Genomic DNA, 15,890 nt, shown 5'->3' on the forward strand with positions numbered 1-15,890 from the left:
TATTGTAAGCGTTTTAAACAGTATAGCTCGTTCGTAAATACGTTTAATTGGATTATTTTAACCTGATCGGTTGGACTATTTTAAACTTATTGGCTTAATAGTTACCGGTCTCGTCCATGAGGTAAAATATTTCCGGCTAACATAGCCTGTCTTCACTTTCCCAAGCCTCATAATTAATTTTTTGTAGACAAACAAAAAAAATCAAATGTTTCATACACTTGATATAGATAAGTTACTCATTCATCAATCGGGGCAGCTATGCCCCTTGACCGTATCCTATTGATCAAAGGGGGTGAATCCAATACCTCTGGTCGTCCGTGCAACCTTAAATGCAACCGGCGCCATTACGTTTACAGGGAATACGCTGGGTCTTAGCCGCTCCGAAGTAGCAGGGGTTCCGGGCACATCTGACAGCATTGGCGCATTCGTTACGACAAACACTGCCGTTAGATATGGTACATACCCTCTCGGAACGACAAGCAACTATTTGGAGAACAGTTCCGCGGCCACTCTCGTACTGCCAGCCGGGAGCACTGTCCTTTATGCGGAGCTGATTTGGGGCGGAACCTATATTAATGGAACCGTTAATTTAAGCGCGGCCATCAATAATCCAGTTTCATTTCGAACACCGCTTGGCCTATCGAGCGTATCGCCAGATGCGGCAACAAGCAATACCTTTGATCTTGGGGGAGGCGCTTTCGGTTATACCCGATCGGCAAACGTTACCGCTCTTGTGCTGCCAGCAGGTGCCGGTACGTACACAACGGGCAGCGTCGTCGGAACGATTATCATACCGGGAGATTCTACAGCTAATCACGCAGGCTGGACACTGGCCGTTATTTATCAGAACCCTACCTTGCCCTTTCGCAATATGTCTCTTCGTGCGGGAGCGATTCTCGTCCAAAGCACGTCTGGACCTGTTAATACGACAATCACTGGTTTCGCTACACCGATATCCGGAGCGCTGGGCGGCAGAGCCTTGTTCAGCGGGCAGGAGGGAGATGCTAACCGTACAGGAGACCAGGCTCTCTTTGGGCCCACCGCGGCAAGCTTGGTTGCCCTTTCGGGAACGAATAACTTTGCAGCCAATTTCTTTGCCTCACAGATCAATAATGACAGCGGCGCGTTAAACACGACAGGAACCTTCGGTGACCGCAATCAAATAAACGGGGCTCCCGGTTCCAATATTGTTGGTGGTCGCCAAGGCTGGGACATTACCAACGTCGACATTTCGGCAAGACTCACCAATAACCAAAGCTCCGCGGTGCTGTCACTAACAACCTCGGGCGATGCCTATGTGCTCAATGCCAATGCGATTCAGGTCAACATTAATGCCCCTTTGATTACTGTTGCCCTAAGCGAGAATGCAACGGGGCCGACGATCGGCGACATCATTACGTTTACGGTTACGGTCAGCAATTCAGGAACGGCCAACGCTGCCAGCGTCGTATTGACCGATACATTGCCGGCCGGCGTAACCTTTGTTCCCGGCAGTGTTACGGTCGGAGGCGTCTCCAAACCGACCTTCGACATCCGAACAGGCGCTCCGCTCGGATCTCTGAATCTTTCAAGCTCGATTACCGTTACTTATCAAGCTGTCGTTACGTCTTTGCCAAGCACCGCGCAGCTGTCAAGCACTGCAAATGCTGCTTTTACCTTCCAAAGCGTCGCCGGCGGTTCGATTATCACAGGGGTTATTCCATCGAATACGGTTACGATTCCCGTATATGCCCCTAATTTGTCCATTGTAAAGAGTGCGAATACTACGAACGCAACGGTTGGCGATCAAGTCACGTATACCCTGCTTGTATCCAACAGCGGAAGCTCAGCTGCGATAGTCAATTTAACAGATAACATTCCAGCGGGGACGACGTTTGTTCCGAACAGCTTTCGCATTAATGGCGTCATCGTTCCTGGAGCGAACCCGCCAGCTGGTGTCTCTATTGGTTCCGTAGCGGCGGGAGGATCTTCTACCATCACGTTTCAAGTCCAGGTCAATTCGCTGCCCTCACCGCCGCAGCTAGTCAATCAGGCATCTTCCACCTATACGTACCAAATTCCGGATGGAAGAGTCTTTTCGGGATCACTAGCATCCAATACGATAACAATTCCAGTCCGGCTTCCTAGCGTCATGATCGTCAAGAGTGCCAGCCTCGCCGATATTGCCGTTGGTGAAATCCTTACCTATACCTTGGTCGTTACGAACAGTGGCATTGCTGCCGTTACGAACGTTATCGTGACAGATCCTATTCCTTCCGGAGCACAGTTTGCAGCGGGAAGCGTTATCGTCGCGGGAGTGTCACAACCAGCGGCAAACCCGGCAAGCGGCATATCGATTGGAACCATAGCGCCTGGCAGCTCGGTAACCGTTACGTTTGGGATTAACGCGGTAGCCGTTCCAAGCACAGGTACCTTCATCAATCAGGCTTCCGTCTCTTACAGCTCGGGCGTTTTCTCGGGTTTGTCCGTTTCAGGCTCCGTGACTACTCCCGTCTACCAACCGATTATTGGCGTTGTCAAAACAGGATCGCCAACCAATGCCACCGTCGGCGGGACGATCACCTATTCGTTCACAGTAAACAATACTGGTAATATTACCGCACAGGGCACTCTGACGGATAACATTCCAAGCGGAACAGCTTTCGTGCCCGGCAGCGTAATCGTGAATGGCCTAGCTCTGCCAGGTGCCAGTCCCGTTACCGGAATTCCGCTTGGCGCATTGACAACGGCGGCTCCTTCTACGGTTTCTTTTCAAGTGGCGCTTAACACCTTGCCATCGCCTGCCACTCTGATCAATCAAGCCGCGGTCGGCTACACCTACCAACTGCCAAGCGGTCGAAACTTATCCGGAAGCAGCAGCTCCAACACCGTAACCCTTACCGCCCAAGCTCCGAACGTAACGGTATCCAAAAGCGCAAATTCCACAGCAGCCGCGATTGGCGACATCATAACCTTTACGATTAATGTTGGGAATAGCAGCATTGTGCCCGTCACGAACGTTAATTTCTCTGACTCCATACCTAACGGAACAAGCTTCGTCAGCGGCAGCACGACGATTAACGGCGTGACAAGCGCCGCCAATCCGAACACGGGTCTATCACTTGGGACAATTAATCCCTCAACAACGGTAACCGTTGCCTTTCAGGTACAGGTAACTTCACTGCCTACTCCTGCAATTATCGCCAACCGTGCCGGCGTCAGCTATACTTCGGGCGCCTTTAGCGAATCATCTTTATCCGAAACGGTGAATATCCCCGTCTTCCAGCCAATCATAATGCTTGAGAAGCTGGCCAGCACGCAAAGCGCAACGGTCGGGGATACCTATACTTACACGATTCGGATCAGCAATAGCGGCAATACCGAAGCCACTGTGACACTGTTGGATAACATCCCTGCAGGCACAGTGTTTGACCAAAACAGCGTACTCATCGGAGGGGTTCCTTTTCCTGGCTTAAGTCCGGTTACGGGCATTCCGCTCGGCAACGTCTTCCCGGGTACAGTAACTGAAGTCAGCTTTATCGTGACCGTTACCTCCTTGCCTTCGCCTCAGCAGCTAGTCAATCAGGGTGTAGCTCAATACAACTATATCCTGCCGAATGGAAGATTGCTGAGCGGGGTTTCTTCTTCGAATACGGTTAGCATTCCAGTATCGCCGCCGAATGTCACGTTAACCAAATCCGTTGGGCCAGCTTCAGTAGTCGTCGGCGACACTTTTACGTATGCCTCCGTGGTGACGAATAACGGAATCGCTCCTGTCAACAATGTGGTGCTTAACGATGCCTTGGCGTCAAATATTTCTTTCATCGCAGGAAGCGTATTAGTAAACGGCAGTCCCCGCGTGGACGCAGCACCATCCACCGGCATTCCAATCGGTACCCTAGCCCCTGGCGGCTCTGCTACCGTAACATTTGAGGTGAGAGTAACGATGGCAGTCCCCTCCCAAATCACGAACCAATCAACAGTCAGCTTCACTTCGGGCGCTTTCTCTGCTTCATCCTCGTCCAATACGACGACGACACCTGTCACGCAGCCGCAAATATCCTTATTGCTGAGCGCAAACACGAGCAATGCTACGTTAGGAGATACGGTTACTTATACGGTTCTCGTTAGCAACGCAGGAAACCTCGAAGGCTTACTTACCCTTAGCGATTTGCTGCCGCCCGGAACAACCTTCTCTCCCAATAGCGTCGTTGTCGGAGGCGTACCGCATCCCGGGGAATCTCCGGTTACAGGCATCAACGTCGGATCCGTTCCTCCGGGAGCCTCTATTCCCGTCACTTATTCCGTTGTCATCACGACATTGCCGAGTCCTCAATTTCTGGTCAATCAAGCGACGGCTGCGTATACATTCACGCCGCCTGACGGAAGACTGCTTAACGGAACTGCCCAATCCAATACGCTTTCGATTCCCGTCTCCGCGCCTAACGTTGCCGTCGTGAAAAGCACGGCTGCGGTAGATGCAGCAATCGGAGAGGTCATCACATATTCCATAGCTGTTAACAATAGCGGAATAGAATCGATCAACAACGTCATTCTCAATGACGCTACCCCCGCAGGCGCCACTTTCGTGCCAGGCAGCGTAACCATTAACGGCACACCTAATCCAGGCATACCTGCTTCAGGCATCTCGCTTGGATCGATTGTCGCATCCGCTACAGTAACCGTAACCTTTCAGGTTACCGTGGTTGCCATTCCCGCCACAGGCCAAATTGGCAATCAAGCGAGCGTCACCTTTACCTCTGGTGTTTTCTCTGGCATGACGATGTCCAACCTCGTCAATACGCCAGTATATCAACCGATCATTTCCATGGCAAAGAGCGCAAATACCATTAACGCAACCGTCGGCGATACGGTTAGTTACCGGATCGATGTCAGAAATACGGGAAATTATGCAGGTACGGCAACCGTCACCGACAATATTCCGGCTGGTGCAGTCTTTGTCCCAAACAGCGTGTTGATCGGAGGGGCTCCACAGCCTGGCGCAGACCCTGTAGCCGGAATTCCAATTGGTGCCGTGGCGCCAAACACTACGGTTTCCGTCGTCTTCTCGGTTACTATCGATTCGCTCCCGAATCCGCAGCAGCTAAGCAATCAAGCGAACGCGACCTTCTCTTTCACGCTTCCAAGCGGACGTACGCTCGGCGGGAGCGCCAGCTCCAATACCGTTGTCATTTCGGTATCCGCGCCTAATGTTAGCGTCGCCAAGAGCAGCGCTTCTACATCCGTTGCTGTCGGAGATATTGTCACGTATTCCATTTCCATTCTTAACAGCGGCATAGCGGCCGTCAATAATGTCATATTTACGGACCCGCTGCCCGTGGGCAGCGCTCTGGTTCCGGGTAGCGTGCTGGTTGATGGCGTAGCAAGGCCTACCGCAAATCCAGCTACCGGAGTAGCGATTGGCACGATTGCCCAAGGCCAAACGGTGCTTGTTACCTTTAATGTAACCGTTACTTCCCTGCCATCCCCAGCTCAGCTCAGCAATCGGTCATCGGTTAGCTTTACATCCGGAGTATTCTCAGGCGTAACCTTCTCCAATACCGTCATTATCCCGGTGTACCAGCCAATCCTGACCGGTGTCAAAAGCGGAAGCACAAGCAACGCTACGATTGGCGACACCGTAGTTTACACGATAGCAGTGCAAAATACCGGTAACTATCCGGGAAGCGTCATTCTCACCGATATCATCCCTGCTGGTACCAGCCTTCTGCAAAATAGCGTAATCGTGAACGGCCAGCTCGTACCGGGAGCAGATCCTGCTGCTGGCATTCCACTAGGGAATGTTTCCACGACAGCAACGGTTTCATTTTCTATTGTTATCAATGCTCTCCCGCCTGGCCAGCAGCTTGTCAACCAAGCTTCAGCCACCTACAGCTTCACGCTGCCAGATGGACGCACCTTAAACGGATCTTTTAGCACAAACGTTTTGTCTATCCCGGTTTCTTCGCCGAACGTGACGGCTGTCAAAAGCACGACTGCAACGGACGCCGTTATTGGAGATATCGTCACTTACCGATTATCGGTAACCAATAGCGGAATTGCTAATATTAATAATGTGCAGGTCGTCGATCCGATTCCTGCAGGCGCCTCCTTCCAGACCGGCAGCGTGCTGGTCGATGGAGTGCCTCGCCCTGCTGCCGATCCGGCCAATGGCATTATTCTCGGAACGATTGCGCCTGGCGCAACCGTACTGGTCGATTTCAATGTGCTCGTTAATACGCTGCCAAATCCAGCATCGCTTAGCAATCGCGCCACCGTCAGCTTCACATCGGGCGCTTTCTCAGGCAGCACCTTCTCCAATACCGTGGTGACACCGATCTATCAGCCGCTGCTATCGCTGGGCAAATCAGCTGACACCTCAAATGCGACGGTTGGCGACACGATTACCTATTCACTCGCTATTACAAATACAGGGAATATTGCCGCAGACGTATCGGTGTTCGATACCATCCCAACTGGTGCGTCTTTCATACCAAACAGCGTACTCGTAAACGGAGTTCCGCAGCCAGGCGCCAATCCCGCCGCGGGCATTCCTGTTGGAAGCGTGCCTCCTGGCGCAACGGTGAACGTTGTCATCACGCTTCAGGTCACTGTCGATGCCCTGCCTTCGCCTCAGCAGCTGGTGAACCAAGCGACAGCGAACTTCTCCTTCTCGCCGCCGGATGGGCGAGTGCTTACCGGAACCATATTGTCCAATACATTAACGATCCCGGTCTCATCGCCAAATGTATCTGTCGTGAAGAGCGCTTCATCCATCGACGCGGTCGTAGGCGACACCATTACGTATACCATTATTGCAACGAATAACGGCATTGCAGCCGTTAACAATGTCATTCTTGTCGATCCGGTTCCCGCGGGCACGACCTTTACGGCAGGCAGCGTCACCGTCGATGGCTCGCCAAGGCCTTCCGCCAATCCGAATACCGGCATTTCGATCGGTACGATCGCTCCAGGAGCCAGCTCAACCGTAACCTTCCAGGTGCTGGTTACAACCATATGAGCCCGCAGCCTCTCAATCAACCAATGCTCCAAAACCAATCGCTCGTTCAATTTGCTTCGGGCAGCGTAGAGATGGTTACTTACTCCAATACTGTCAACACCGCTCTGATCGGCACCCGCATCCTAATTGACAAGACTGCCTATGAGAGCGAAGTTTTCCTTGGAAGCACGATCACGTATTCACTCGTCGCCACGAATACGGGAAACATTGCGGGAACGGTCACGTTAACCGACAAGCTGCCAGAGGGGACATCATTTGTTGCCAACAGTGTCCTCCTAGGCGGCGTTCCCGTCCCGGGCGCTAATCCTGATGCAGGGATTGCGCTTGGGAGTTTGGCGCCACAGGAAACGGCGCGCGTCGTGTTTCAGCTTATCGTAGTCTCTTTGCCGGGAAGCCTGCAGCTTGTCAACCAAGCCCAAGCGGATGCGGTATTTCAAACCGCCGAAGGACGATCCATTACAAGCACCAGCTATTCCAATAAGCTAGTCACTCCGGTAAATGCCGTATCCATCGCAGCCGTTTTAAGCGCAAGCACAAATCAAACCTTCCCGTCTGACTACGTAACGTATCAATTAACAGTCGTCAATGAAGGCAACCTCGCCCTTCGGGACGCTACCGCTTTCGTTACCCTGCCTGCCGGTGCACTCTTTGTCGCCGGCAGTGTCACGGTCAATGCCGTCATTTCTCCCGTAGCTGATCCTCGAACCGGCATACCGCTTGGCTTGCTAAGGCCGCAGTCAACTGTCGTTATTACGTACCGTACCCAAACGACGGAGGATTCTCCCGAATTGTCCGTTAGCCAAGCCATTATCCGTTATTTGGTCTTAGGCACGCCTAGCTTTGTCGAGTCTAACGCAGTTACCGTTACGCTAATTAAGCCGGAAATCACGGTTACCAAGCAGGTAGACCGGACCAGCGCGCTTCCAGGTGATTGGCTGCGCTATGCCATCACGATTAGCAATGGGCAAAACATCGCGGTAGACGCTGTACTTGAGGATATCATTCCCGCTGGCACCGCATTCGCAGCAGGCAGCTTAAAACTTAATGGCGCGCCACTGCCGGGTGAAAACATAGAGGATGGCATTATGCTCGGCACATTACTTGGTCAATCCCAAAACGTAATCACCTTCGATGCTATGATTTCCTCGCCTTTTACAGGCAGCTCGCCATTAACCAATACAGCGAGGGCTAACTATACGTTCAGGCTCTCTGATGGGAGGGTTGTAAGCAATACCGCTTACTCCAATGCTGCCGCGACAACGGTGGCTTCGCCAATTATTACGATTGCTGCGAATGTAAATCCGGCTATCGTAGAGTATGGCGATTCCATTACGATCCATTCAATGGTTTCGAATAAAGGCAATTTGGCTGCGGATGTCGCTTTTATTAGCGATTTTCCTCTAGGTGTAGATCTTTTGCCGAAATCATTTCGAGTAGACGGCAGACGCCTCCCTCCTACCGCTTTTGATGGAATAGGGAGCTGGAAGCTCGGCAGCTTACTGCCAGGCGATTCATTGCAAATCGTATACTCCGCCATCGTAACCGATGCGGTCGTTGGAGATGAAATTTTAGGGTATGCCAGAGCCAAATTCAGCTATCAAAGCGGAAACCAGACATTTACAGGTGAAGTAGAATCTAACGTACTCCCCGTAACTGTCACTGAAGATGATGAATAGAAGCCACAGCTTCTCAAGATTGAAGACTGCTTTATCCCGTCACTCCCATACCTTGTTATAGGATTAAAAAAAAAACCTGGCTGGCCTCCACTAAGCGTCCAGTCAGGCTTTTGCTATAGGCTCGATTGTTGCCACAGCTGCTGTACAAGTTTCTTCAAATATAGCGATTGCGCCCAGCGGTCGCTTATTTCGGCAGTTCTGGAACCAGCCTCATCTACTGTAATGGCATAAGGCGCTGGCCCCAATTCAATGACTACCGGGAAGCAATCGCCCTCTTTTCTTACCGCTTGTCTCCAATGCCGCATCGCACTCTCCCACCATCTCTCGAAATGCGGCAGCATGGGATGAGTACCGGCCTCTCCCGGATCAATCTGAATCTGCTCACCGTTTGAGATACGCGTGTGGATGCTAGCGGCATTTGGCAGCAGCGACTGAAGCAGCTTCTCCGCTTCTGGAGACACCGTATGCAGTTCCCCTGCTACAACATAATGAGAGTAATCGATCGTAAGCTCCAGCGATGGAAGCGACTCCAAAAATTGCGCCGTGCGAATCAAATCCTGCGTGATCGTGCCCCGATGCGTTTCAACATAGACCGGAATGCCCGCTTGCCGAGAAAGCGCATCGATGCCCGAGAGCAATTCAAGCGCCGATTCTCCAGTTAAAAAGGGCTTCATGACCTGTGCATTAACATAACGAACCCTGCCAAATGCCGCTGCCTTCTCCAAAAATTCGGCCATATCCGTTAAGCAGGCGGGATACGCATTGACACTGTAACCTAAACCGTAATGGTCCAGCAGTTCCTTCCAGCGTCCGCTCTCCTCTGGAGGCGGCACAAAGGCATTGATGCCGTCGAAACCGTTCTCTGCAATTCGTTTTACCTTCTCTTCCATTCCATCGGGGCTCCCGGCAGTTCTATGCAAGCCGTTCATCCCCCACCATGACATCTCAACCTGCAATTTTCCGTTCATGTTCTTCCCCATTTAGTGCGGATAGGCCATTTCGAAATCTATACCGCAAGGGCCCCCATCCGGATTGATTTCCAAATCGACAACCGTACCATCTTGCCTGAACAGCGGACGGTAGTGAGTATTAATATGTGTGGCGGAAGCATTCGCATAATGGCAAATAAATGCGCGGCGGAACTGATCCTTGGTCTTGTTGCGGTACGAGCCATGAATAAGGTTTCCGTTAAAAAACAATACATCCCCTTTATCCATGATGACCGGCATCGCCTTCTGGTCCTTCGGCGGCTTGACGTAATGCGTAGTAAAGGATTCCGACGAATCTGCCGTTTCCGGACAGCTCAGCTCATGCTCGCTCGTCTTCGGAACAACAAGCAAACCGCCGTTCTCTTCGTTAGCTGCATCAATCGCCGTCCATGCTGCGATGCAGTTGCCCGGCTCTACCTGCAGATAGAAATTGTCCTGGTGAAGAGCTTGGCCCCGTGAGCCTGGCGGCTTGTAATAAAACATGCTTTGAGCGGCAAGCGCCTCTTCGCCATACAAATCGGACAGTACCTCCATGACTGGCTTATGGAGCAAATACTGCTTCGCTGTCTCATCGAAGCGATGCGGATGCATAACACGCGGATACCGTTTCAAAGGATCATCGGTGCTGCCGTCAAGGACTGGCTCGAACATGCCTGGAATCGTTTGATGGCTAATTTCCTCGAACTTATCCTCAATAATACGGACATCCTCTTCCGAAAATAATCCTTTTACGATTAAAAAACCTTCTGTGCGGAACTGCTGTATTTGCTCTTCGTTTAAGACTTGTAATTCATTTGACATGGGCGGTTGCTCCTTTAGCGTTAGATTCGTTCTTCTTGACCTCATCATAAAACTTTCGCTATTTTTGCGGAAGCAAGATTACTGCTGAAAAGTAACGGTATTCTGCTATTTCCTCCAAAGCTGGCAAAGCTCTGACTCACGAATCCTCAGCTTAGGATTAAACCCAGACACTACCTGAAAACGCCTGCCTTTCTTGCGAAAATATTACCGTGCAAACCAAAAAAAGCCAAAGCTGTTCACGAGGAACAGCTTTGGCTTTGGCTTTGGCTTATGCATCTGGTCGCATAACGCAGATTTATACTTTTTGAACCGCAAGATCAAGCCAGTCCATTTCTTCCTTCGTCAATTCGATAAGCGAGCCGGCATCGCAGGAATGAAGCTCCTCCGACGTTTGCGCGCCGATCAAAGCACAGGTTGGGAATGGTTGATTAAGCACATAGGCAAGCGCAATTTGAATGGCGCTAACGCCCTTCTTCTCCGCCAGCTGCTTCGCGCGTTCCAAACGCTCCCAGTTATCGTCACTATAAAATACTCTGACCAGGTCCGCGTTATCCCGTACTTCTGGAGTGAATCGTCCCGTAAAGAATCCGCGAGCTTGCGAGGACCAGGATAAAAGCGGGAATTGCTCCTGCTCATGCCATGCGCAGGTTTCTTCATCAGCAGAAACACAGCCTGCCCAAAACGGCTCGTTCGCTTTAGCTAGGCTAAGATTAGGGCTGCTGAATGAAAATCCGACAAGACCGTTAGCATCCGCGTATTCATTCGCTTCTTTAATCCGCTGCCAAGTCCAATTCGATACGCCAATGGCGCGAATGCTGCCTGCTTTGACGTGCTCGTTTAAGATTTCGATAACCTCTCCCGCCGGCACGGCGGGATCATCCCGGTGCAAAGCATAGAGATCGATGTAGTCTGTTTTCAAACGGGCAAGGCTGGACGTAAGATCCGCTTGAATCGCTTCTTTGTTTACGCGAGGGCCATTGTGGTCATGGTGCGCGCATTTGGTCAATATCACCAGATCTTCACGATTGCCGCGCTCCTGCATATAACGGCCGATCACTTCCTCGCTCTGACCGCCGCAATAAATATGAGCGGTATCAATCGAATTGCCGCCAATCGCCATGAATGCGTCCAGATTCGCAGCCGCTTTCTCGTAAGTGTCATGATAAAAGTAATCCGAACCCTTCATTAAACGTGATACTTTCTTAGGTGAACCTTTAATTTGAATGTATTCCATCTTTGTTTCCTCCTCTAGATTTCATTTATGCTATTGGACATCACGGTTATAAATGTGTGATTTATAAACGAATTCTCGCACGATCATTCGCAGATTGCAGACAAGCATCAATCACCTTCATATTGCTGACCGCATCAGCCCCGCCGAACCGCAGCTGCGATTCTCCTAGAATCGCACGGGAGAGATGATCAGCCTGAGCCGTATACGCATTCACATGCGGCACCTCGATCTCGCGGCGTTCACCTTTGGCGCTTACGAAGAAATTCCCGCTTCCTGGCTCGCCGGTGACGAAGGCGGAAGGCACCTCGATAATGCCATCGGTGCCGAGTACTTCAAGCGGGTTGCGAAAAGCCGCCCACATTCCGCAATCAAAGGTTAAGGATACGTTATCGCTAAATTCAACTAAACCGGAGGCCATCATATCCACATGATCATGCTCCGGAGAGAACAAGGCATGTACCGTCACCGCTTCCGGCTCTTTACCCAGCAGCAGCCTTGCCGCGTTGATTGGGTAACACCCTACATCGTAAATCGAGCCGCCACCCCACTCTTTGCGGTATCTGACGTTTTCCTTATGCCCTGCGTTATTGAACGTAAAGGCGCTTCGGATGCCGCGCACCTCACCGATTTCCCCTGCTTCAATCAGCTTCTTCATCATGTCGTATCGCGGATGGTAGCGATACATAAACGCCTCGGACAAGAGAACGCCTGCCTTGGCTGCTGCTTCTTCCATCTCGGCCGCTTCCTTCGCCGTTAGAGCAAGCGGCTTCTCGCATAAAATATGCTTGCCCGCCTCGGCTGCGCGAATTGCCCATTCCCTATGCAAATGATTTGGCAGCGGGATATAGACGACATCGATGGAAGGATCAGCAAGCAGCTCTTCATAGCTGCCGTAAGCCGTAGGAATATTCAGCTCCTCGGCCGTCCGCTTCGCATTGTCCAGGTCACGGCTGGCAATCGCTGCAGCCTCATTTAACTCCGAAAGATGAAGCCCTGGTATCATGGCCCGTTTGGCAATACCCGCACAGCCTAAAATGCCCCATTTTAGCTTTTTCCTTGTCATCCCAGCATCACTCCATATCTATTATTATTATTATATTGTGATAAGAATAAGCTTCAGCCCTTTTCCCAAACCGAGATCTCCACTTATCGAGCGCTCTTAAATAAGCAGATTTTAAAGGATGGCGTATGCTTTTCTATAGTGTAAAATAGAATAAACCAAAATAAAATGATATTATTTTGTTATCACCTAAAACAATATTGTCATGAAGGGGATACCTATGCAAAGACAAAGCCATCTGCTTACGCTTCCGCAAAACCCTTTTTTTATTTTCCCGGAATCCGTCGGGAATTACTGGGAGCATCCGGAGCATTATTCCGTGCGGGAAGCCGGATCTTTAAATAACTTTAATATTCATTACGTTGTATCCGGCAAGGGATACGTCGAATGCGACGGCGTCGTCCATACGCTTGAGGCAGGGGAAGCCGTTCTCTACTTCCCGCTTCAGCAGCAGCATTACTATAGCAGCAAGGATGATCCTTGGGACATTCGTTGGGTTCATTTCTATGGAAGCGGACTGCAGGATTATATGATTGAGAGAGGCTTTCACAAAAGCCAGCTGTGGACGGTGCGACAGCCCGCTGCTTGGGAACAGGTCCATGAGGAGCTGCTCGTTGAAGCGGAAACCTTCCGCATGCTTCATCCAACGAAGCTGGCTGCCCTTACATTCGCTATTCTTGCTGTATTCGTGGAGCAGGCCGTGCCGATATCCGGCAGCAAAGCAAGCAACTCGGGCAACCGAATTCTGGAGCTGCTTCCCTTCATGCAGCAGGAAGCGGCGCAGCCTTTCGTGCTCGAATACTGGGCAGAGCAAGCAGGCGTCAGTCCGTATTACTTCTGTAAATTGTTCCGCAGCGTCATGGAAATGACGCCCATGGATTTCATTACGCGCTCACGGCTGCAAATGGCCAAGCAATGGCTGCTAGAGCGCAAAGAGATGAACATTGGGCAAATTGCCGGCGATGCGGGTTATCCGAGCGTCAGTTATTTCAACAAGCGTTTTATGGAGCATGAAGGGATGACGCCAACCGTCTACCGCCAGCTTTATGGCATTTAGCTTTGGCGGAAGCATCCTCGCTTTCTTATGTCCAAACAAAGAAGCTGCGCCCCACGGGACGCAGCTTCTTTGTTTGGTTATGAACGAATAACTGCATGAATAGGTTAAACATCTTTGTCTTACCTTTGCAGAACTTTCTTTTTACAGCTGCACGAAAGCCCCACCCTGATCTGCCGAACGAAGCTCGGCTTCAATGATCTCAAGCGTGCCTACCGCGCTCGACGGCAAGCAGGTGGTCACCGCTTTGCCTTCATTCACCGATTCGATAAAATACTTAATTTGGCGATAATAGCCCATATCCTCGGATAGCTCGGCAACAAAGCCCGGCGCATCATTCGGATTCACCTTTAGCTGTCCGTTCTCAAACACTACATTTCCGCCTTCGAAATTGACGCGGAACGTCATGGAGAAGCCATAGTCTCCTTCTAATGTCCAATCGGCCTGTGCATTCAGCACTTTGCCGTCAGGATACACGTAATGCGTGGAGACCACGTCATAGCCGCTGCCCGGAATCACATTGCGTGCAAGCGTAGACACCTTCTCCGGTTTGCCGAACAGCCAATGGATCATATCGGCATCATGGATATGCATGTCTAGCAAGCAGCCGCCGCTTTTGCTGCCATCGAGAAACCAACCCTTAGGCGCCGCAGAGCCTCTAAAGAAGTAACCGCCAGTTACCGCTCCATAACGGCCATCAGACACGGCTGCCTTTAAATATTCATACGCAGGCCAGAAGCGCAAGCATTGGCCGATCATCAACGTGTTCCCTGTAGCCTCCGCTGCATTGGCCATGCGCCATCCGTCCTCCGACGTTCCGGCTACCGGCTTTTCGCATAAAACATGCAGCCCACGCTCCAGCAGCAAACATGTCAGATCCGCATGCAGGTAGGTAGGCAGCGTAATATCCACGACATCCAATTCCTCATTCTCCAGCATCGCCGTAATGTTGTCGTACAGGCGGTAAGGGGTAAGATCGTATACCTCTTGCTCTGTCGCCATATTGCCTGATGCCTTGCCTTCTTTAAGCTCCTCAATGAGCAGATCGCAGATGGCTACAAGCTGCACGGGAGCCCCCTCAGCCGCTAAGCGAACATAGTTGTCAAAATGCATGCGTCCCATAAATCCAAATCCGATTAATCCAACTTTTAACATATCCATAACCTCCGTTTCTTATTAACTAGTTGTGTTGACGTCCCAATATTGCGTCCATTGCTTTGGATGTATTAAAAATAATTTGCTCTGCATGATGCGTATAAGGAGGGATCATTTCCCCGGTAACGTAATTGTTGTAATCAATCGCACGCAGCGCTTCCATGACCGCAGGATAATTAACGTCTCCTGCCAGCAGGTCGACAAAGCCATGCAAGCCGCCTGCCTGACGGCGATAATCCTTGAAATGCACCTTTTTGATCCTTTGTCCTAATATGCGAATCCATTGCTCGGGATAACCGTTTTGGAGCGCATTCCCTACGTCGAAATAAGATCCTATGAAGCTCGACTGGTGCGCATCGATAAAGGTGCGCAGCTCAAGCGGCGAGAGCAGAAACTTGTTCCATACATTTTCAATGCCGATGGACACGCCAGCGCTTTCGGCATATGGAACCAGCTTGCCAATGGATTCTAACGCCCGCTCGTAAGCATACTCATAATCCGTTACCTCGCTGCCCGGAATAAAATCCACGCCGACGGCTCCAGGAATGACCAGGATCGCGTCAACGCCAAGCGCTGCCGCAAGCTCCAGCTGCTTCTTGGCTACATCGACTGCTTTCTCACGAATGGCTGCATCCCCGCTTGTCATCGGGTATGACCAATACAATCCCGTAGCGAGTCCTGCGATCTCCAGCTCTGCATCCTCGAGTCTTGCTTTGATCTCGTTAATCTCCTTGTCCGTGGCAGCAAGGCTAAGCTCTCCCGTTTCATTCAACGAAAGCTCAATGCCGTCAAAGCCAGCCTTCTTCGCCGTTTGAATGCAATCTGCAATCGTCGCGCCATCTTTGAACGACCAAATGTTAATCCCTTTTTTCATAAATAAACCTCCTGTATGTTAAAATCATTCATTCGTTGCTTGCATTG

9 protein-coding genes are annotated in these 15,890 nt (G+C 51.0%); 3 read left to right on the forward strand and 6 right to left on the reverse strand.

Annotation, left to right across the window (positions count from 1 at the left end; all coding sequences use genetic code 11):
- Positions 1 to 301 precede the first annotated feature (301 nt).
- On the forward strand, positions 302 to 7,000 hold the full coding sequence (locus FJQ58_RS06140) for a DUF7507 domain-containing protein (RefSeq protein ID WP_420799818.1): 6,699 nt from the start codon (positions 302 to 304) through the stop codon (positions 6,998 to 7,000).
- The gene (locus FJQ58_RS06145) at positions 6,997 to 8,676 is read left to right on the forward strand and encodes a DUF11 domain-containing protein (protein ID WP_139991551.1); all 1,680 of its coding nucleotides are present in this window, start codon (positions 6,997 to 6,999) and stop codon (positions 8,674 to 8,676) included. The genes FJQ58_RS06140 and FJQ58_RS06145 overlap by 4 nt, the downstream gene beginning before the upstream one ends.
- Before the next feature lie 113 nt (positions 8,677 to 8,789).
- Here the strand turns inward: FJQ58_RS06145 and FJQ58_RS06150 are convergent, their stop codons facing one another.
- The 4 genes from FJQ58_RS06150 to FJQ58_RS06165 form a co-directional block, all read right to left on the reverse strand.
- Entirely contained in the window at positions 8,790 to 9,644 is an 855-nt protein-coding gene (locus FJQ58_RS06150) for a sugar phosphate isomerase/epimerase family protein (RefSeq protein ID WP_238403840.1), read from the reverse strand.
- A gap of 12 nt (positions 9,645 to 9,656) precedes the next feature.
- On the reverse strand, positions 9,657 to 10,466 hold the full coding sequence (locus tag FJQ58_RS06155; RefSeq protein WP_139991552.1) for a phytanoyl-CoA dioxygenase family protein: 810 nt from the start codon (positions 10,464 to 10,466) through the stop codon (positions 9,657 to 9,659).
- Between the two features lie 295 nt (positions 10,467 to 10,761).
- Positions 10,762 to 11,700, reverse strand: coding sequence for an aldo/keto reductase (locus FJQ58_RS06160; RefSeq protein ID WP_139991553.1), 939 nt, complete (start codon positions 11,698 to 11,700; stop codon positions 10,762 to 10,764).
- Positions 11,701 to 11,761: 61 nt separating this feature from the next.
- Positions 11,762 to 12,763 (reverse strand): Gfo/Idh/MocA family protein, encoded by a 1,002-nt coding sequence (locus FJQ58_RS06165; protein ID WP_139991554.1) that lies wholly within the window; start codon positions 12,761 to 12,763, stop codon positions 11,762 to 11,764.
- Positions 12,764 to 12,980: 217 nt separating this feature from the next.
- On the opposite strand from FJQ58_RS06165, the gene FJQ58_RS06170 reads away from it, so the two are divergent.
- Positions 12,981 to 13,817: an AraC family transcriptional regulator gene (locus FJQ58_RS06170; protein ID WP_139991555.1), complete on the forward strand. Its 837-nt coding sequence runs from the start codon at positions 12,981 to 12,983 to the stop codon at positions 13,815 to 13,817.
- Positions 13,818 to 13,958: 141 nt separating this feature from the next.
- Here FJQ58_RS06170 and FJQ58_RS06175 read toward each other — a convergent pair whose 3' ends face one another.
- The gene (locus FJQ58_RS06175; RefSeq protein WP_139991556.1) at positions 13,959 to 14,969 is read right to left on the reverse strand and encodes a Gfo/Idh/MocA family protein; all 1,011 of its coding nucleotides are present in this window, start codon (positions 14,967 to 14,969) and stop codon (positions 13,959 to 13,961) included.
- A gap of 25 nt (positions 14,970 to 14,994) precedes the next feature.
- Positions 14,995 to 15,843: a sugar phosphate isomerase/epimerase family protein gene (locus tag FJQ58_RS06180; protein WP_139991557.1), complete on the reverse strand. Its 849-nt coding sequence runs from the start codon at positions 15,841 to 15,843 to the stop codon at positions 14,995 to 14,997.
- Positions 15,844 to 15,890 lie beyond the last annotated feature (47 nt).

It is taken from the genome of Paenibacillus paridis, assembly GCF_006345825.1.
Classification (GTDB): Bacteria; Bacillota; Bacilli; order Paenibacillales; family Paenibacillaceae; genus Pristimantibacillus; species Pristimantibacillus paridis.

What these genes read in the sequence shown, in the direction of transcription:
- FJQ58_RS06170 (WP_139991555.1), top strand. Translation starts at nt 12,981, where the DNA reads ATGCAAAGACAAAGCCATCTGCTTACGCTTCCGCAAAACCCTTTTTTT.
- FJQ58_RS06160 (WP_139991553.1), bottom strand. Translation starts at nt 11,700, where the DNA reads ATGGAATACATTCAAATTAAAGGTTCACCTAAGAAAGTATCACGTTTA.
- FJQ58_RS06150 (WP_238403840.1), bottom strand. Translation starts at nt 9,644, where the DNA reads ATGAACGGAAAATTGCAGGTTGAGATGTCATGGTGGGGGATGAACGGC.
- FJQ58_RS06155 (WP_139991552.1), bottom strand. Translation starts at nt 10,466, where the DNA reads ATGTCAAATGAATTACAAGTCTTAAACGAAGAGCAAATACAGCAGTTC.
- FJQ58_RS06175 (WP_139991556.1), bottom strand. Translation starts at nt 14,969, where the DNA reads ATGTTAAAAGTTGGATTAATCGGATTTGGATTTATGGGACGCATGCAT.
- FJQ58_RS06165 (WP_139991554.1), bottom strand. Translation starts at nt 12,763, where the DNA reads ATGACAAGGAAAAAGCTAAAATGGGGCATTTTAGGCTGTGCGGGTATT.
- FJQ58_RS06145 (WP_139991551.1), top strand. Translation starts at nt 6,997, where the DNA reads ATGAGCCCGCAGCCTCTCAATCAACCAATGCTCCAAAACCAATCGCTC.
- FJQ58_RS06180 (WP_139991557.1), bottom strand. Translation starts at nt 15,843, where the DNA reads ATGAAAAAAGGGATTAACATTTGGTCGTTCAAAGATGGCGCGACGATT.